General features: G+C 46.0%; 12 protein-coding genes. 5 read left to right on the forward strand and 7 right to left on the reverse strand.

Annotated features, from left to right (window positions below; genetic code table 11):
* Positions 1-18 precede the first annotated feature (18 nt).
* Positions 19-444 carry a hypothetical protein gene (locus ACJMM9_RS06260; protein ID WP_405324788.1) on the forward strand — a complete coding sequence of 142 codons (426 nt, stop codon included), beginning with the start codon at positions 19-21 and terminating at the stop codon, positions 442-444.
* Here the strand turns inward: ACJMM9_RS06260 and ACJMM9_RS06265 are convergent.
* From ACJMM9_RS06265 to ACJMM9_RS06275, 3 genes are all read right to left on the reverse strand, one after another.
* Complete coding sequence (locus ACJMM9_RS06265) at positions 428-2,164, reverse strand: toxin-antitoxin system YwqK family antitoxin (RefSeq protein WP_405324790.1); 1,737 nt, start codon at positions 2,162-2,164, stop codon at positions 428-430. The genes ACJMM9_RS06260 and ACJMM9_RS06265 overlap by 17 nt on opposite strands.
* 14 nt (positions 2,165-2,178) lie before the next feature.
* A complete protein-coding gene (locus ACJMM9_RS06270; RefSeq protein ID WP_405324792.1) occupies positions 2,179-2,550 on the reverse strand; it encodes a hypothetical protein in 372 nt (123 codons plus the stop codon).
* Between the two features lie 99 nt (positions 2,551-2,649).
* A complete protein-coding gene (locus ACJMM9_RS06275) occupies positions 2,650-5,724 on the reverse strand; it encodes a type ISP restriction/modification enzyme (RefSeq protein WP_405324794.1) in 3,075 nt (1,024 codons plus the stop codon).
* A gap of 621 nt (positions 5,725-6,345) precedes the next feature.
* Here ACJMM9_RS06275 and ACJMM9_RS06280 point away from each other — a divergent pair.
* The gene (locus ACJMM9_RS06280) at positions 6,346-7,707 is read left to right on the forward strand and encodes an ATP-binding protein (protein WP_405324796.1); all 1,362 of its coding nucleotides are present in this window, start codon (positions 6,346-6,348) and stop codon (positions 7,705-7,707) included.
* A gap of 82 nt (positions 7,708-7,789) precedes the next feature.
* Here the strand turns inward: ACJMM9_RS06280 and ACJMM9_RS06285 are convergent, their stop codons facing one another.
* Entirely contained in the window at positions 7,790-8,998 is a 1,209-nt protein-coding gene (locus ACJMM9_RS06285; RefSeq protein ID WP_405324798.1) for a polysaccharide deacetylase family protein, read from the reverse strand.
* A 106-nt stretch (positions 8,999-9,104) separates the two neighbouring features.
* Positions 9,105-10,475 (reverse strand): chloride channel protein, encoded by a 1,371-nt coding sequence (locus ACJMM9_RS06290; RefSeq protein WP_405324799.1) that lies wholly within the window; start codon positions 10,473-10,475, stop codon positions 9,105-9,107.
* A gap of 260 nt (positions 10,476-10,735) precedes the next feature.
* Between ACJMM9_RS06290 and ACJMM9_RS06295 the strand changes: the two genes are divergently transcribed.
* Entirely contained in the window at positions 10,736-13,747 is a 3,012-nt protein-coding gene (locus ACJMM9_RS06295; RefSeq protein ID WP_405324801.1) for a CotH kinase family protein, read from the forward strand.
* A gap of 120 nt (positions 13,748-13,867) precedes the next feature.
* On the opposite strand, the gene ACJMM9_RS06300 is transcribed toward ACJMM9_RS06295, so the two are convergent.
* Together ACJMM9_RS06300 and ACJMM9_RS06305 are read right to left on the reverse strand one after the other, a co-directional pair.
* Positions 13,868-14,293, reverse strand: a complete 426-nt coding sequence (locus ACJMM9_RS06300) for an ACT domain-containing protein (protein WP_405324803.1) — start codon at positions 14,291-14,293, stop codon at positions 13,868-13,870.
* 12 nt (positions 14,294-14,305) lie between these two features.
* Positions 14,306-15,643: a phenylacetate--CoA ligase family protein gene (locus ACJMM9_RS06305; RefSeq protein ID WP_405324805.1), complete on the reverse strand. Its 1,338-nt coding sequence runs from the start codon at positions 15,641-15,643 to the stop codon at positions 14,306-14,308.
* 474 nt (positions 15,644-16,117) lie between these two features.
* Here ACJMM9_RS06305 and ACJMM9_RS06310 point away from each other — a divergent pair, with 474 nt between their 5' ends.
* Both ACJMM9_RS06310 and ACJMM9_RS06315 read left to right on the forward strand, forming a co-directional pair.
* Positions 16,118-18,859, forward strand: coding sequence for an outer membrane protein assembly factor (locus ACJMM9_RS06310; protein ID WP_405324808.1), 2,742 nt, complete (start codon positions 16,118-16,120; stop codon positions 18,857-18,859).
* Positions 18,860-18,877: 18 nt separating this feature from the next.
* Positions 18,878-19,393 (forward strand): OmpH family outer membrane protein, encoded by a 516-nt coding sequence (locus tag ACJMM9_RS06315; protein ID WP_088640702.1) that lies wholly within the window; start codon positions 18,878-18,880, stop codon positions 19,391-19,393.
* Positions 19,394-19,464 lie beyond the last annotated feature (71 nt).

A 19,464-nucleotide genomic window follows, 5' to 3' on the forward strand; every position in this document is an offset into this window, starting at 1 on the left:
TTTATAGCAGATATGTCCATGACTCTTGATGACATTAGCAAGCTTTTAGAGCATTCTTTTAAGGATGAAACCCTCCGTAACGAAGTATGGAAGGATTTTTACGCCATATTACCACCTCCGATTGGAATTGGATTTTATGATGATGTTCTAGAATTTCTAGACGGAGCTTGGAAAATCAGCCAAAAGAAAATTTTTGCACCCGCAAATTTAGAGCCCCAAAAATATTTTAAAACACTTCAATCTTTATGTCCAATCACAAATAAAAATTTTTTCATAACTCATTTTTGTGGCTGCGCCTTAAACATTGAAAGGGGAAAAGCTTTTTCGAATTTTAATGAAAAATTCATAACGAAAAATGGACTTAATGTTATATGGGCTAATATAAGAGATGAGTCTCTTTCTATCGGTGATGAGATAATCCGAATGATTACGGTGTACAAGTAACCTTTTCAATAAGTTTCTGTACACCATCAAAAGCAACTGCCCAATAAGGCGGCTCTTTACCAGACCAACGGGACAATATTTTTCTGTATCCTAAATGGAAATTTCTGAAACATACTTTAAGAAATCCCCAATTATCACAACGCTCATCATACATATGAGATATATGTTTTTCGTACGCCTGAGCCCACTCATGGCAGAAAGATTTGTTAAACAGAATTTCAAGGAATTCTCGCCAATCATCATTGCTTATTGTATAGGATTTCTTTTCTAATTTACCCTGCTTCAAATTGGCATACTTGAGTAGAATCTCTTTCTTTTTTGAAATCGTTAGTACAAATCCTGTTGTGGATTCTGAAAACAGTTGATCCGTAGCAAATTCAATTTTAATAAATGAAACGACATCTGCCAAATCAACGCCTTTGGGTAATGGAATATTTTCACACGCTTTTTTATAACACTTGTAACAAAATCTTTTTGAAAGATCTCGATAGTCTCTATAATTCGTATCTCCACCGCAGCAAGGACACTTGCAAGGCATTGTGTCTTTGGGATAGAAGATATCATCAGGCTTTTGAAGATTCTGTAGATTATATTTAGCACCACAAAAATCCTTTATTGTGCCGTCATTATCAAGAAACGATTCTTGTTCTTTTGTGAGGAAGAAGCCTTCTTCAAAAGATGTTCTAGTATTCTTTCCGAAAAAACGATTGAAGAAAGTTAGAAATTCATCCCAATTTTCAGGTTTTTGGCAAGTCCAAGAAAAAATTTTTTCAAGTTCTTGAGTATAGATACGAATTAAACCATACTCGCCAGGGTTTGCGTCTATTCCGCTATCGGATTTCCATTCCAAAATATTGATTTTTTGGAACAGAACCCACATGTAGTATTCCCAACTAATGTTTTTAGAAGTTATAAAGCAGCCAAACCACTTGCCGTTCCTTATCCATACGCGGGTTTTGAATTCTTCGCCATCGCCTTTTTCGATCCAAACAGTGATTGGATTTTCTTTAATAGGACGTTTGGATGGAGTTGCTGTCATTTCCTGATTTATCCCCTTGAAATACGTGATTTCAAAGGATGTTACAGTTTCGCTCGTGAAATTTGAATCGCCGACAATAACACCACGGTCAATTCGCTCTTTTAGGAATCTTCCATTTTCTACGGGATGCGTAAAAGCTTCAACTTTCGGATCAACGATTCTTTTTTCCTTAGGTCTTTCTAAAACTTTTCCCTCTGGCTCCGGAACATCGTCCGTTATAATTTTAGAGGGATTAAAGCTCAGAAATGTTTCGTCCAATGCAAAATAAGATTCTGATTCGTTCAAAAATACAGAATTTGCAGTCTTACGGATTTTTTCCCTTTGTATTTCACTTAAGCGTTCCGCTTCTGTAAGCCCAGATGCGAAATAGGAATCATAATAGCATATTCTTACATATTCGCCATGATTATACTGAATAGATTCAAATAATATTCCATGTTTGTTATATCGCTTTTTTAATCCATGAATCAATCCATCAACATACGGGATTTCTGCCTTAATCGTACCGTCAGGATAATAGCGTTTTTTGACGCCATTTATAATACCATTTACATAAGGAATTTCGCTTGCAAGAAATCCTTTTTCAGAATAGCGTTTGACAACACCATTGATCATTCCATTTTCAATGGGGCATAGTTCGCGAATTTCGCCATTCCTATGGTATATGGTTTCTATGGGCATTTTATATCTTTTCGTCAATCATTTTTTTGAATAGCATCGTCAAAGATTTTCTTCTTCATTTTATCAAGCAACTTACATTTTTTCTCAATAAGATCATTGATGTCATTCACAAAATTGTGCAATTCTCGATTTTCTATCGGAGCTGTAAAGTTTCCACATTCACTTGACTTCATATAATCGCGTAAATCCGATTGTGTATGAAAGAGAATTGATTGGATTTCCATAACATCCACTATTTTCTTTTGAACATCAGAAGACTGTTTATCATTCTCCTGTATGTCAATCTCATATTTCCCTTTTTTGCGTTTTTTAGGGCGTAATGTTCTGGGGCGAATTTTCCCAGAAACAATCAAGCGCTGTCTTTGCCAAAATTCTGCAATACCCATAACATACTCCTTTCGGCTTTATATTAATATACCCTCGCAGAATGTCAATATTTGTCCTTTGACAGAAAAAAGTTCATTTTTGCCTTAAATCAACTTTTTTTAAGGTTTTTCGTCGAGTTTTTGCATCAATTCGTGGGTTTCGATAAGGATGGCGATGATTTTGCGGTAATGCGAGATGTCGTCGTAGCTTAGAACGCGGTTTTTGCGATCCTTGAGCCACTTTTGGGCGGGTTGGTAGCCGCCGATGTAGAAGTTCCAAGCTAATTCGGGAACGTTTGCGAAATATTGCGTTTTGCTAATATAGACCTTTTCGTTTTCAAATCGCACTTCAGTTACGACGTTGTCACCTTCAATGTCGAAAGAGGTTGTCTGCGGTGGGATTTCTTCCATCAGGTGCAATTTGCGGAGTTTATTGCCGACGGAAACGATGCGTTCGAATTCTTCCTTATTTTCGGGATATGGAATACGCGGAAAATCTATTTTCAAGAATTCCTTGTATTTTTCGCGATAGCTTGGTGTGTGGAGAACTCCATAGATGTAATCAAAGACTTGTTCTGGAGTTGTTTTTAGTTTAACATTCTTGTCAATTTTACTCCAGATTTTTTCGTCTAGGTTGGGTTTGCGTTGCAGCTTGTTATTCTGAGCGAAGTGCAACGAAGTCGAAGAATCTCCATTCTCATTTGGATAGAGGTAGAGAGGGAAAACATAAGACGATTCTTTTGTTTGTATAGAAATTGAATTAATATCAGAAATATATTTAGAAACAAAAACATGTTGAAAATTCGGCAAAATAATTTGCTTACACGAAACAAGTGAAATATTTTCCCTTAGCATGTGTTTCATTACAGAATAACGATGACGTTCTACCTTTTCCAAATCATACTCAATAAAACGATTATCCAAAACACGATAATAATAAGGCTTATTACATGCAGAACCAAAAGCTGTCATTGCAACCAAATCTGCATCATGATGTGTTTTTATCCCATTTGTATTTACTTTCATCAACTCGTCAACTTTAAATCCCTTTTCATATTCTTCCTGCACTGAAAAATCTTTAGGCACAAAGAAATACTGTGGTGCTTGCGGAGTGAGTTCATTCCAAGGAATATCGCTAAACGAGTTTTTTGCAAGAAATGCGTATTTTTCAAAACGCTTGCCAAAGAGTTCGTAATGGAATAGTTTAGCTAACGAAGAGGGAGATTCCCGGTCAAGCCGGGAATGACAAGATGAATCGTTTGGGGTGACGTTCTGTTTTTTCTTAATAAAAATATTAATGCTTACACCTTGCATGATATCAAAGACATTTTCGTCTTTTCCACCATCTAGAGCTGTTTCTTTTTTCCTTGTATTTCCATGCAAATCAAGAATGTAGATTTCATCAAAAGTTTCCATCAATGCTTTTCGCATTTGTCGATGAATGATTCCATCTATAAAACTATTATTTGAAATATATGCAAGAATTCCTTCGCCGTTCTTTTCCACATAATAATGTCCCAAGCGAATGAATTTAATGTAATCGTCGGAAAGCGGCTGGATATTTCTCTCTTTTAAATTTTTCTTATAGATTTCAGACAATTCCTGAATCCACGCACTTTTATTGCTACTGCTCACACTATACGGAGGATTCCCCATCATCACCATTACAGGCGTGTCGCGTTTGACAAGATTCGCCTCATTAGCTTCTTGGGCGAGCCATTGAGCAAACAGCGTTCCTGTATCGTGGTCACATTCTTCAAGAGAATTTGTAAGGAATATACGAAGACGCTTATCCTGTTTAGCCTTATAGCCAGTCTGAGCAAGCACCATATCTAACTTCAAGTGAGCAACGGCATACGGAGCCATCATAAATTCAAAACCATTCAGACGAGGGAGCAAATGTTCTTCGACATAATTCTGCCAAGCGCCCTTTTGATTTTCCATGCTGGAATAAATTTTATGCACAACCTCGGCAAGAAACGTTCCCGTACCTGTTGCCGGGTCGAGAATCTGAACCTTGTGGTATTCGCGGTTCTCGTACCTCTTGTGGTCTTTAGTGCGATTGTCCGTATATAAGTTTGAAGTTTGGCGAATCGTCACCTTACTCGTGTCGGCAAGACCATCACTCAAATGAAAATGAGACTTCAAAATTTCATTGACGGCATTGACGATAAAATGCACAACAGGTTCAGGCGTGTAATAAACTCCGCAAGCCTTCTTTTGCTTAGGGTCATAATAGTGCAGAAAATCTTCGTAAAAGTGAATCATCGGGTCGGCTTGACCCGTCGTCTTACCGAAGTTTTTCATGACTTTCGACATATCCGTCACACGGAAAGTTTCAGCAAGATCATCTACAATCCAAGCAATACTTGTATCCACATCGTATGCAGCCACATTCTGGAAAACCTTGCGCAAAAACGGATTCGTCTTGGGAATTAACGTCGCCGCTTCTTGCCGGCTAAATGTTTCAGGAGTATCGTCATGAAGCCTAGCCGCAAACATTCCATAGCAAATCGTCTGTGCGTAAATATCTGCAAATTGGCGTTCAGTCAAATCATGAATCAAGACTCTCTGAAAAGATTTCCACTGTCCCGCCAATTCACCTGTTTTTTCTGTATCGGCAACAAGGGTTCTTTCAATCACTTCAGCAAGAAGTTTCGCCTTTGCAGCCATTATCTGAGCTAGTTTTGTAGAACTCGTAATTTTTTGAGGTTGAGCATCAGCAAAAGATGCAACCATTTCCAAGAACATCGGAACATTTGCTTCTACTAGCTCAATTTTATTCCCTTTTATTTCTGCAATACGAATGCTACTGGAAAACTCGCCGTTTTCGTACCGATGAAAATCAAGATAGTCCGTAAAGAGAATGTGGTCTAGCGAATTCTTATAGCGGTTGAACTGTTCCTTGTGCTGGCGGTTTCCGTCCAAGTCGCTATCGCCAACATCCTTAGCTTCCACGAAAGCAACGGGGATTGAAGTTGCGCCACCCCCTTTTGCGATAATGTAATCCGGAGCACCACACTTGATGCGTGTCGGTTCGTTAGTGACCGTATGGTTTGGGAGCAAATCGCCAAGAAGTTTCGCCAAAGCTGGGCGATAACTATGTTCTGTAGCCTTTCCTGTAGCAAACTGTTTAGACACATCATCGATATACTGAGCGACAAATTGAAACTTGCTTTTATCTAAATCAGTCATGGTGGCTCCTGCGTTGCGAGAGCCGTTTCATTCTATGTCACGAAGTCCACAAAAAAAGGCGTGGAGTCGCAGGCTTACTGTTGCGGTGGTAACGACCAAGAAACCAATACACTCAATAAGCACAAACGACCCACGCCCGATAGGGCGTGAGCGCTCGTCTTATTCTTGAGTGTTGAAAATTTTGGTCGTTTTTCCGCAACAAGAATAAGAGACGAATCTCAAATTTCTATGCGCCCAACACCGCGAGGTGCAGGGCTATGTCATAGTGAAATATATAAATATGCGGAATAGAGATTACTTCGCTAAGCTCGCAATGACGTGAAAAAAGAGATTCTGATATTATCGAGGTCAAATTTTTTGACCTCGATGTCGGTAAAATGAGTTAAAGGAGACTTTCGTTTCCAACAAAAAATCAAATAAAATAGCTGGAAAAGGAAGTTAGATTGCTTTCGGTAACGCTGCAAAAGAATCTTTCAGCGCATGAATCGCTCATGTAAAATTTCGTTACGCCCCTTGCCAATTTTAGGGCATAATCTACATTTCTGTTGCGGTTCCTAATAGTGTAGGCTCCGAAAGGCATTTGATGAATATCAAATGTTTTTTCTTTTTCAAGGAGTTCCTATGCTAGAAAGTCAAAATGTCGAATACAAATCATCGTGGCGAGATGAATATCTCAAGTGGATATGTGGTTTTGCTAATGCGCAGGGTGGCAGACTGTATATCGGCATCGATGATGATGGGAATGTTTGCGGTGTTTCAAATATCAAAAAACTTTTAGAAGATATCCCAAATAAAATCCAAACATGTCTTGGCATTGTTACCGAAATAAATAAACGAGAACGGGGTGGCTTGGAATACATCGAAATCGTCGTTAATCCGAGTTCCTTCCCTGTAAGTTATCACGGGGAGTTTCATTATAGGAGCGGGGCGACTAAACAGCAGTTGACTGGAATCGCTCTTTCTGATTTTATCATGAAGAAAATGGGTGTTCGTTGGGAAGATGCTGTTGTTGAGGGAATCTGCGTCGATGATTTAGATGCTGAAAGTTTCAAAATTTTTAGGCGCGAGGCGCTTAAGAGCAACCGTATGAGTCCTGAAGACTTGAACATTTCCAATGAAGAATTGTTGGAAAAATTCCATCTTATGTCTGACGGAAAACTTAAACGCTCGGCCGTAATGCTTTTCTATAGCGATCCTAGCGTAATCCAAAATGGCAGTTATGTGAAGATTGGTCGGTTTACCAATGCCGTTGACTTGCAGTATCAAGATACGATTGAAGATTCTCTTATTAAAATTGCCGATAAGGTTATCGATTTAATATTCTTGAAATACCTCAAGGCGAAAATTACATATGAGCACGATCGCCGTGTGGAAACATATCCTTATGCCCGTGTTGCCATCCGTGAGGCTGTCTATAATGCGATAATCCATAACTGCTATATGTTTGGAACTCCTATTCAAATCCGTGTGGAAAATGAAACGATTATCATAAGCAACCAATGTTTTTTGCCAGAAGGGTGGACTGCCGAAACGCTTATGAAAGCGCACCAATCCAACCCCTACAACCCTAATATTGCGAATGTCTTTTATCGTGCCGGGTATATTGAAAACTGGGGACGAGGTGTTGAAAAAATCTGTGACGCCTGTAAAGAGCTTGGCGCCGAATTGCCTAGATATGAAATCCTAGGAAATGGGGTTCGGATTTTCTTTAAGGCTCTGAAAAGTGCCCTAATTGATGAAAAAACGACAAATGTCCAAGAAAATGTCGGTATAAATGTCGGTATAAATGTCGGTATAAACGAGCAGAGTGTAATTAAAATGATTTCTGAAAACGCCAATATATCTGCAAAAGAAGTGGCAGAAAAATTAGCGATAACCGTAAGACAGGCAGAACGTATATTCGCTCAGTTAAAACAGAAAAAACTCATTGAAAGAAAAGGAGCCCGAAAAAATGGTTATTGGCAAATTGTGAAGATAGCTTAATTGGATTTGATATGCCAAAAGTCGCCCGTTGTGTGGACGACTTTTTGGAGGATTTGTTTGTTGTGTCTATTTTGAACTGCTGTTATTTTGCGACTTTCTTGATGTAGCTTGATCTCAGATCCTTAAGGTAATAAGTTCCGTGCGGAATTTGCAACATCTTGAAGGATCCTTCTACAGATTGCGGGGGGGCTTCGAAGGATTTTACCAATACGCCTGTAGCGGAGAACACGGCAAAGGTTGTCGGCTCCTGGCTTACCCATTGTAATTTTGGGGCAATGGCAGTGGTGGAGCTTGACGAGGCTTCGCTGCTGCTGGACTGCGTTTCTTCACTGCTGCTGGATTCTGGAGCGGCGGCGCCAACTACTTCCAATTCCAAATCCATGAATTCAATGACAAAGGAGCCGTCGGATTCCGCCTGGATTTCCTTGCCCTTCTGCTTTACGGTCTTGCCGTCGGCACCTTCGATTTTCACGCGGAGAGGAACGCTCTTGGGCATGGCTGGGTGGGGGGATTTCCAGGTGACCTTGAATCCGTTGTCGATGTCTGTCGATGTTGCCTTGTCGATTACAAAGTGGGCGCGGTAGTAGGCGGCCACGCGGCCCATCGGGGCGCGCCACAAACCTTGCGCCTTGGCTTCGTCCATAATGGAAATCATATCTGATGGGGTGATGCCGTAACCAAAACCGGCGCCGTCCACGCCGTGGTTCAGCTGCACTGTCCAGGCGTTCAACTTTTTGGCTTCGCTCATATTGCCTTTGGATTGCTGCGTATTGCCCTGATAGCAGTCCGAACTGATGCGTTCCCAAACGGGTTCTTCGTTCCACTTGTACTTGGTGGCGCCTTGGCAGTTGCGATTGACAATGTGCGCCTTCGCGATTTCGGCTTCCACGGCATCGTTGTAATAGCAGTAAGGCGTTGCGAACGAAACGACCTCGAAGTCGCCCTTGCTTTCCAGAGTGTACTTGTAATCGGTGATTTCGCCTTTCAAGTCATTGGATTTAGTCAAGTCGCTGTGCGTTTTGGAATGGTTGCCGATTTCATGCCCCTTTGCGGCCATCGGGAAGTACTTCGACTGGTTTCCGGCATTCATGCCGCCTGTCATGAAGAACGTCACCTTGATGTCCTGGTTCTTTTCGAAGTAATCTCCAAGATTGTTCAGCTGGGAAATTTCGCTGTCATCAAAGGTGAACGATACTGCGCCTGGATAACCATTCCAAGGAACAGTGGTGATGGGACCGGCATAAGCCACTGCGCCCATCAACGACATAACTGCTACGGATGCGATTTTCATTTACCCTCCAATATTGAGCTTCTTATAATCTAAATTCATAGATAGATTTCCCCCTTGCGCTCAATATCTTTTCCGTTGTTGCAAATGACAACGAAGAGGGTGTTCTTTAAATCTTGATTCTAATCTTCTTCTGCTTGTAAATCGATTGTCCGCCGTTGCAGATGTAGGCGACTGTGCAGACGATGAAGAATGCGGGGAGGCAATTGAATCCGAAGATTTCTCCGGCGATGAGGATGGGGGCCCAGAGCGTGTTGCTTGCGCTTGCGAACACGGCGGCAAAGCCGAGCGCAGCGGCGAATGCGACGGGCATCCCGAACATGCTAGCGATAAAGATTCCGAAGGTCGCGCCAATGGCGAAAAGCGGGGTGACGACACCGCCAATGAATCCTGCGGAGAGCGTGAGGATTGTGAGTGCGAATTTCAGAATCCAGTCGTACCCGGCGATCCCGGCGGCGGTTCCAACAACATTTGCGGCATCTGCCCCAAAACTCATATCTAGCAAGTTTGTTCCAAGTCCGGCGTAACGACCCTGAAAAAATACGAGCAACAATGCGCTTATTCCAACGCCCATAATGGCGATTCGCTTGATGTTGTTCGGGAACTTCTTTGCGAAAAAGTTTTGCGAGAGTCCGAGGAGTTTTGCAAATCCGCCACCGACAATGCCGAAGAGTACGCCCATCAGCGCAAGCTTCACAAGGAACTTGCCGTCAAGCGCGCCTTCGTTCGTAAAGATGCTTGCCGAGAATCCGCTTGCGTCGAGAATGCTGTTCAAATCAACGCTGAACTTGTGGAATCCGAGCATACTTGAAACTTTGCAGGCGGTGAAAGCTGCTGCGGCAGCGGGCAACAATGCGCCAAGTTCCAAGTGACCGACGAGCAGAACTTCTAATGCGAATGCGGTGGCGGCCATCGGGGCCTGGAAAATTCCAGCGAAGCCTGCGGCAAGCCCTGTCACGAGCATAACGTGTGCTGCGTTTTCGAAAGGCAACTTCTTGCTTATGTTGTACGAGAGCGCGGAGCCGATTTGCATGGCGGCGCCTTCGCGACCTGCGCTTCCGCCAAAGAGCTGTGTCAGCCAAGTGCTCACAGCTGCCATCGGAATGGAAACGAGCGGAAAGTCAGATTCCTTATTGAGCCCGACGGCGAAGACCTGGTCCATACCGCGTTCCGTCCAGCGTCCCCATTTCTTATAAGCGAATACGATGGCGGCACCGCCGATGGCGAGGGCGGGGATGAAGTACAGCGGGTTTGCGTCGCGGATGGCAGAAAGCCTGTCGCTGATATCGCCGAAGCATGCGGTGAGTGCGCCAATGACTGCGCCGAGAACAATCCCGAGCAGCACGAATGTCGGTGTCGCAAACCACTTGAGTAACTTTTCCTTAACGCGGGCCTTGGCCATCTTCATCATCTGTTCTTTCATCTCGGGGCTGAACTGATTGAACTGCTGGCTCGCCTTGCTGAAGTCGCTGAAATTCATGTAAAATCCTTTTTATGCAACTAAAATTTTTCACAAAAAATAGTAAAACGGAACGCCTTGTTCCGCTTTTTCGCGTGTTGTCAATTGCTCAATCCTTTTACAACGCTAGATCAAAAAAAGAGGCTTTTGCAACGCGCCTAAATATATACTTAACTCAAGGATTGGATTGGTGTGGCGCTCAAAATGTATCGCTCAATTCTAAGGGATCAGACATGAAAAAATTTTATTCTGGTGTAGCGTTATTTGGGATTAGTTTTGGTTTGATTTTATCTGCTTGCGGTGATTCGAATGAATCGAAGCTGAACCCGTTGGGGCCTGAACTTGGAGATGTGAGTTCCAGTTCGATCAGTGGCTTTGACGGTCTCTCTAGTTCCACGGATTTCTTGCCGGGTGGATCTTCTGCGGGCATTCCTGGTGATGGCGGTTTGTCATCTCCGGTTGCACAGTCTTCCTCTTCGGCTTTGGATGTTCCCGCTTCTAGTGCCCAGGTTCCTCCGGCTTCGAGCGTCTCTACAGTTATTCCGCGTTTTGAAGGGAATAGCCCGGTGTTCTTCTCGGAAGTTTCTCCTACGAATACTAATTTCAAAGACAATGACGGTAACGATCCTGGGTGGGTTGAATTTTACAACTCGTCTGATACGCCTGTTGATTTGAGCGGGTATGCACTTACGGATGACTTGTCTAATCCGCGTCGTTGGGTTTTTGGAAACGTGAAGGTCCCGGCCAAAAGCTACATGATTGTTTTCCTTTCGGGCAAGAATTATCCCGACTATATTTTGCCTTCTGATTCGCTTAATATGATGAACTCAGATTGCAGCTCTGAATCGGCTTCGGGTAGCTTGGGCGGATTCAATTTCCCCGGCATGGGTGGTGACTGGGGTGGTGGCCTGGGCGGTGATTGGGGCGGCGGCATGGGCGGCTATCCCGGTGGCGGGTCTTCTGGTAGCAATGTCGATAATTTGCAAGGCAAGTCAACGCTCTGCTTTAACGAAAATGGCGCTATTCAGATTGGTGCTGTAATGAAGGTGGCTCAGGGTGGGGATTATTCGCGTGTGGTTGTCAAGACCAATAATGCATCTAGCCTTAGCAAGGTCAACCAGCTTGTTGTGCGTGGCTTTATCACCAAAAATCATAAAATCCGTGTGAACTTTAAGGAAGGCGAATCGCTTAGCAATTGGAGTGGCAAGAATCTTCGCGGTACGGGCGATTTGTCATCGGTGTTCTATGTTCGTCTAGACGATAATGCAAAGGATCTCAAACGGAACAACGTAACAGCGACAACATTTGCTACTGAAACTCAGGGCAGTGAATCGACGACCATCCAGATTACGTCGTATATTGCTCGCAACCGCGGACATGAACCGCATGCATCATTCAAGGTGGACAAGGACGGCGGTGCTCTGTACTTTATAAATGCCGAAGGCGCCATGCTTGACTCCGTTCGTTTTGGCGCTGTTCCGACGACCGCTTCCTGGTCCCGTGATGGAGCTGGCAAGTGGGGGCTTGCAACGCCGTCGCCTTACGGTAATACGATCGGTGAGGTTTTTGCGGAACAGGTTCAAGTTGCTGAAGTGAATATTCCGCCTTCTGGATTCTACACGTCTGCTGTGACTGCAACATTCCCGGCGGGTACCCGTTGCGAACAGGGCGGTACTGAACCGACTACAAACTCTATGCCTGTACAGACGGTGAATATTACCGGTACGACGGTTCTGCGTTGCCGTGCTTATGTCGGCGGCTCCTACCCGAGTGAAGAAATTATTCGTACTTATGTTTTCGAAAAGCAACCTTCGCTTGCATCAATTTTTGTGACGACAGATCCACTCTCCATGTTCAGCCCGGATTCTGGCCTTTACATGACGGGTAATGGTGCTGCCATGATGGATCCGAAGAAGGGCGCTAACTTCTGGAGCAACCGCGAACTCCCGGTCTATGTGGAAATGTTTGAACCTGGCAAGCCGCAGGCACCCGCGTTTGGCGTGATGGGTGACTACAAGATTTCTGGCCAGTACAGCCGTGCTAAAGAGAAGAAATCGTTTGCCGTGACTTTGCGCGAAGAATATGGCGAAAAGCGTCTCAAATACACGCTCTTCCCAGATCATCCGGAACTCAAGAAGTTCAAGGCATTCTCGCTTAGAAACTTTGGTAACAATTCCGGCGATGATTACGTGCGCGACCGTTTGGGAACGTCAATGACGGAAGGGCTTGATGTGGATTATCAGCGTGGCCGTTACGTTATCGTGTATTACAATGGCAAGTATTACGGCATCCACGACTTGCGTGAACGCAACAACGAATACTATTACGAAACCAAGTACGGATACGATCCGAACGATATTGACCTTCTTGCAACAACGTCAAGCGGTACAGATGAAGCAAGCACGGGATCTTCTGCGGATTACAAGGCGATGCTTGATTGGCTGCAAAGCAACGATTTGAAATCGGATGCAAACTACAAGAAGATTGCAGACCAGGTTGATGTTGGTAACTTCATGAATTACATGCAGGCAGAGATGTTCCTGAACAACAGCGACTGGCCGCACAACAACATGAAAAAGTGGCGTGTCGCAAGCCAGAAGACGAAATGGAGATGGTTCTTGTACGATACGGACTTTGGCTTTGGCGTGTCTTACAATACTCAGACTGGAAACGTGTTCAGCTATGTGACGAACCGCAATGGAACGGGCGGTATGGGCATGGGTATTGGCTTCGGTGGCGGCGGCATGGGCGGTGGTCAGCAGACTGGCGGCGCTATTTCTGAACACACGATTCTCATGATTCGCTTGCTCGAAAACACGTCTTTCAAGAATGCGTTTATTAACCGATTCTGCGTACTGTTAGCCACGAACTTCTCGGCTGACAGGCTTCTTAAGCGCATTAACGATTTGCAGTCTCAGGTGGAATCTGAAATGGCCCGCGATCAGGAATTCTGGGGCTATAATGCTTCTAGCATGAGCAACAACTTGGCGACCGTGAAGAGCTTTGCTCAGTCTCGTCAGGCGACAATTCGTGAACAGATGGAATCGTATTTTACGCTTTCGTCCCCAGCGGAAATGACGCTTAGCTCACAGGGATCAGGAACGATTCTCGTGGATGGCCTCCAGCTGGACAAGTCTTCAATGACAGTCTCGTTCTACAGGGATGTGCCTGTCACGCTTACGGCTCAGGCGAACTCTGGAAGTACGTTCACTGGCTGGAGCGATGGCGTTACGGATGTGACCCGCAAGGTGAACCCGGGTGAAGTCACGTCTATTACTGCCGTGTTCAGGTAGTTTCACTCAACTAAAATCCAAAAACAAAACAGCTAGACGGGAAACCGTTTAGCTGTTTTTGTTTGTAAAGTTGTGCGCGGTTTAATCCGCGCGATTTGCGCGTTCCGCGCGTTCGCGTTTTTATCCCAGCATTTCTTCGGTGCTGAGCGTCTTGAAGTTCTTTTCCTTCAAGGTGGCGAGAGCCTTTTCCGTATCGTGGAAGCGCAGAATCATCACGTTCGTGCTTGCTTTGCATTCAGACGGGTAAGCGTACATGTAGTCAATCTGCAAATCGTCTACGACGCTGAGGAAGTCTGCAAGGCCGCCGACTCTGTCGGCAACAGGGCAGGCGATCACTTCGGTGATTGTTGCACTGAGGCCTGACTTTTCGAGAACGTCAACAGCCTTCGGAGCGTCGTTTACGATGATGCGGACAAGTCCGAATTCACCGGAATCGGCGAGCGTGAGCGAGAGGAGGTTGATGCCTGCATCTGCCAGGGAACGGCAAACAGCGTTCAAACGCCCGGGACGGTTCGAAACAAAAATGGATACCTGTGGAATTGTCATGTTATTTTCTCCTTAAATCTTCTTTCTGTTGTCGATAACGCGCTTGGCCTTGCCTTCGCTGCGCGGCAGAGAATCCGGTTCGCAGAGCGTGACAATCACAGAGATGCCAAGGATCTGTTCGATGGAGTGCTTGAACTTCTTGTTGAGCTGTTCCATATCGCTCATGGAGTCGCTCACCATGTCGCGAGAAACTTCGACCTTGACTTCGAGCGTATCCATGTTGTTCTTGGTGTCGAGCACAATCTGGTAGTGCGGCAAAGCCTTTTCGGCGCGGAGGAGGGCCGTTTCGATCTGGCTCGGGAACACGTTCACGCCACGCATGATGATCATGTCGTCGCTGCGGCGGCCAATGCGGCGGATACGGCGGATGGTGCGGCCGCACTTGCACTTGGTCTTTTCAATGGCGGTGATGTCGCGGGTGCGGTAGCGCAAAATCGGCATGGCGCGCTTGCTGAGCGTACTGATGACGAGTTCGCCTTCTTCGCCGTCCGGAAGCGGTTCGAGCGTTTCCGGGTCGACAATTTCCGGGTAGAAGTGGTCTTCGAAAATGTGGATGCCGTCGCGGCATTCGCATTCGCAACCCACGCCCGGGCCGACAATTTCAGAAAGTCCGTAAATGTCGTAAGCCTTGATGCCCGTCTTTTCTTCGATATAGTCGCGCATGCCGTCGCTCCACGGTTCTGCACCGAAGATGCCGCGCTTCACGTTCAACTTGGAAATATCGACGCCCATCTTTTCGGCAACATCGATAATGCGGACAAAGTAGCTCGGAGTGCCACCGACTGCGGTCACGCCGAAGTCCTTCATGAGCATCACCTGGCGTTCGGTGTTGCCGCCGCTAATCGGCACGACTGTTGCGCCGAGGGCTTCGAAACCGCCGTGAATGCCAAGGCCGCCCGTAAAGAGGCCGTAGCCATAGAAGTTCTGCACAATGTCCGTGCTGCGGAAACCGCAAGCGAGAAGGCCGCGCTTCACGACCTGGGCCCAGACTTCCATGTCTTCCTTGGTGTAACCGACAACGATCGGCTTACCGGTAGTGCCGGAGCTAGCGTGCAGGCGCACGACTTCGCTCATGTCCACGGCAAAGAGACCGTACGGATAGGTGTCGCGCAAGTCCTTCTTCATGGAGAACGGAATCTTTACGATATCCTTTAAAGTCTTGATGTCTTCGGGCTTGACGCCCTTTTCGACCATGCGTTCGTGGAACAGCGGGACCTTCTCGTAGGCGAGTTTCACGGTTGCACGCAAACGCTGCAACTGCAATTCGCGCAATTTTTCTTCGGGCATAAAATCAAGCGCCATTTCGGGCAAGATCTTGTTTTCTTCGTCGTTCCAGGCTGTAGATCGCATAGTATCCTTCAATAGAGGGTGTAGGTTAAAATTTTTCGCCTTAAATATATATAATGCGTTTGCGTTGCGTTTAATTTAGGAGCGTTTCTTTTTCTTTGCGAAAATGCCTGGCTAACCTTTATCCATATATATGGAGTTTCTTAGCGCATTGCGTAACACTTTCAGAAAGTGTAAAACGCTCTTTAAAAGAGTGTTGCCGTTGCGTCATCCTCCGTCAGGAGGATCCATACAGTTCTAACAGCACTTACAAGAATTGTGGATTCTCCTTCGGAGAATGACGAAATGCAATGTTGCCGTCGCGTCATCCTTTGCTAGAATGTTTATTCGTCGGCTGTAAGCCTGTTTTTAAAAAACTCGTGTGGGCGGGGGAATGTAATTTTTGTATTTTTGGGCAGAAAATTTAAATAAACTGCTTTTATAGGTAGGTCTATTCTGCGTTCTCGTTCGCTTTTATTTGTTCTTGCTTTGGTCGGTATGTCGAATGCCCAGCTGTTGGACATGTCGCAGATTTCCGACAAGTATATGGTTGAGAATAAGATCAACAAGATTCGTGTCGAAGGAACTCATCACATGGACGATCGTTCGGTTCTCGGACGTATCGGTATCCGCACTGGGCAGAGCTATTCTCCGACGTCGCTTTCTGAGAAAGTTCAGAATTCGGTGAGTACGCTTTACGCTTCAGGGCTTTTTGATGATGTGACCGCCTGGGTGGATTACGTTGGTGACGATGGATCTTACGTGGACTTAGTGTTCAAGGTCAAGGAACTCCCGGCTCTTGACACTGCCATTTTGGATGGTTGCGATGAAGTTTCCGAAGACGATCTCCGCCTGAAAATCCACATGGTTACAGGTCAGGTCTATAGCAAGGCGCAGTTGGAACGTACGCGTCAGGCCATGCTCGAACATTACCGCTCCGAAGGGTTCCTCCTTGCCGAAGTTGGCTACCGCGAAGAACCGGTAGACGAATACCAGAACAAGGTGACCTTCGTGATTCGCGAAGGCAACAAGGTGCGTATCCGCGGTGTTGAAGTGAAGGGCAATGATCACGTGCCGGTCGAAGAAATCACGGACCACATGCTTTCGAAGGAAAACCAGTGGTGGGGCGGCGGCGAATTCAAGGAAAACGTCTTTGAAGCCGACCGTGATACCGTGCTCAATGTATTCCGTCATTTCGGTTTCTTGGATGCAGAACTCAATGATTACCGTGCCGAATACTTGCCGGATTCTACGTGCTTGTTCTACCTTGGACGCATGGTGCCAGTTGGAGAAAAGTTGGCTCCGCTTTACATGCAGTTGAACGAGGCTATGTCCGATTCAACGAACCCGCTTTACAAGATGGCGGGCAAGCCGACGATGGAAGTGACGCACTATTACAGAAACATGCGCAAGGCATCTGACAAGTATCCGCTTGCAAGGCGCTTGCCTCAAGTCAAGGATGAAGAAGACGCCTGGAAGCTCCTGAATGACATTATCCGTTACGAAAGCGCCCGCAAGGAATGGATGGACTTGGTGTCGGACCGCAAGTGGAATAACCCAAAGATTGACTCCCTCCTCAAAATCAAGAAGCGCTCCGCTTACGAAAGCAAGCTCCTCGTGCGCTACATGATCGAGGACATGATTCCTGCGCTTTATAAGTATGATAACATCAAGACTTCTAGCGATATTATCGTTCACATCGATGTGACTGAAGGCCGCCGCTACTACATGGGTGGACTCCACTTTACGGGTAACGAAGTCCAGAGCGATATGATGCTCGATTACGTTTTCCGCCTGGATAGTGGCGCTGTGTTCGACCAGTACCTTTACGAAGCATCCCGCAAGGCTTTGCTCGATTCTTACCGTGAAGATGGTTACCTCTTTGCCCAGTTTGATGAAGAAAGAACTTTTGAAAACGATTCTATCGTAAACCTCACCTACAAGATGAATGAAGGTTTGCCGGCCCAGATCCATAAGGTGCATGTGCGTGGCAATACCAAGACAAACGAAAAGGTGATCCGCCGCGAAGTGCGCCTGTATCCGGGCGATACGTACCGCCAGTCTGCATTGGAACGCAGCTTCCGCGATATCATGCAGCTCAACTACTTCGACATGGTCGTGCCTGATATCAAAGTCGTTGGCGAACAGGAAGTGGACCTTGAGTTTGCCGTTCAAGAAAAGCAGGCAGGTACAGGCCAGTTCAGCTTGGGCGTTTCCTATAGCGAAAGCGACGGCTTTGTGGGTACGGCAAGCGTGTCTATCCCGAACTGCTGCATGGGTGATGGCCAGCAGGCTGCTTTGAATCTCGAATACGGTGCTGACAAGAAGAGCGCAACCATCAGCTTTACTGAACCGTGGTTCCTCGACAAGCCGATTACGCTTGGTGCAAGCCTCAGCTACACTTGGTGGAACATGGAAAAGTATGATGATCCGGACATTACCCGTTACGGTGGTAGCATCTTTGCTGGTAAGCGTCTCAAGTGGCCGGATGACTACTTCTATGGACAAGTAGGGTATAGCTGGCTCATGAACGATCAGGGTCCGAATATCAAGGATAGCTATGTGGTCTATACGGGTAAGGAATCTGCGTTCAACTTCCGCATCCAGCGTGATGACAAGAACCTGCCGCAGTTCCCGACGGATGGTTCCCGCTATGTGCTCGACGTGCAGTGGGCAAATGCCGCCTTTGGTAGTGACTTTGAATTCGTGAAGGCCGATCTCTCCATCAAGTGGTGGTTCCCGCTCTTCCGCGACCGCTTGACGATTGCCCTTACAAACGAATACGGTGTAATTTTTGGCGACAAGTTGCAGCACCGCACTCTGTATAGAATGGGTGGTGTGCTTGGCTATGATGGCATGCTCCGTGGCTATGGTGCAGGTTCTATCGGTAACAGCCGCCTGGGCCGCAGCTACCAGTACATCGGTGCCGAACTCCAGCTTGGTCTTGTCCCGCAGACATTCTACCTCTTGCCGTTCTTCTTTGATGCGGGTAACGTGTTCGGTGAACGCATCGATACGAATAACCGAATTGACAAGCCTAAGAAGAACCCGCTTAGTGAATGGGATCCGACTAAACTCAAGAAGGACATTGGCTTTGGTTTCCGTGTTGTTGTCCCGATGCTTGGTATTATCGGCTTCGATTTTGCATGGCCGCTCGATCCGGGTGAAGCTTACGATGGTACGCAGTACTCCAAGGTCGGCGATATGGAATTCAACTTTGTCATTGGTCAGTCTTTCTAACCTGATTGGAGGTGCTCTATGATTCGCAAGTTGATCGTTTTGTTTTCGGTAGTCTTTGCATGTGCAAGCTTTGCCGAGGATGGTCTTCGCATTGCCCATGTGGATTCAAAGATTATCTTTGACGGATACAAGGGCACCAGGAAGGCTCAGGAAGAATATGACCGTCAGGTGGCTAAGTGGGAACAGCAGGCGAACCTCTTGCAGAAGGAACTTGCTGCCATCAAGGAAAAGCTTGACAAGCAAGTCCTGATGCTCTCGGACGAAAAGAAGCGCGAGCTTGAAGCTGAATACAACAAGAAGGACACGGAACTCAAGTCGTTCATCGACCGCGTCTATGGCCGTAACGGAGAACTCATTACTGAAAACGAAAAGGTGAGTGCCCCGATTATCCAGCTCATCCGCAAGGCTGTGAACGAAATCGCGCTCCAGGAAGGCTATGACATGGTCATTGACCGTGCCACCGGCGCCGTTCTCTTCTGGAAAAAGGAAAACGACCTTACGAACAAGGTGCTGAATTATCTGAATAATAGATAGTTTCCGCCCTCGTCATCCTGAACGAATGCGTGATGCTCCGTCATCCTGAGCGGAGCGAAGTCGAAGGATCT

It is taken from the genome of Fibrobacter sp. (assembly GCF_045112255.1).
GTDB lineage: Bacteria > Fibrobacterota > Fibrobacteria > Fibrobacterales > Fibrobacteraceae > Fibrobacter.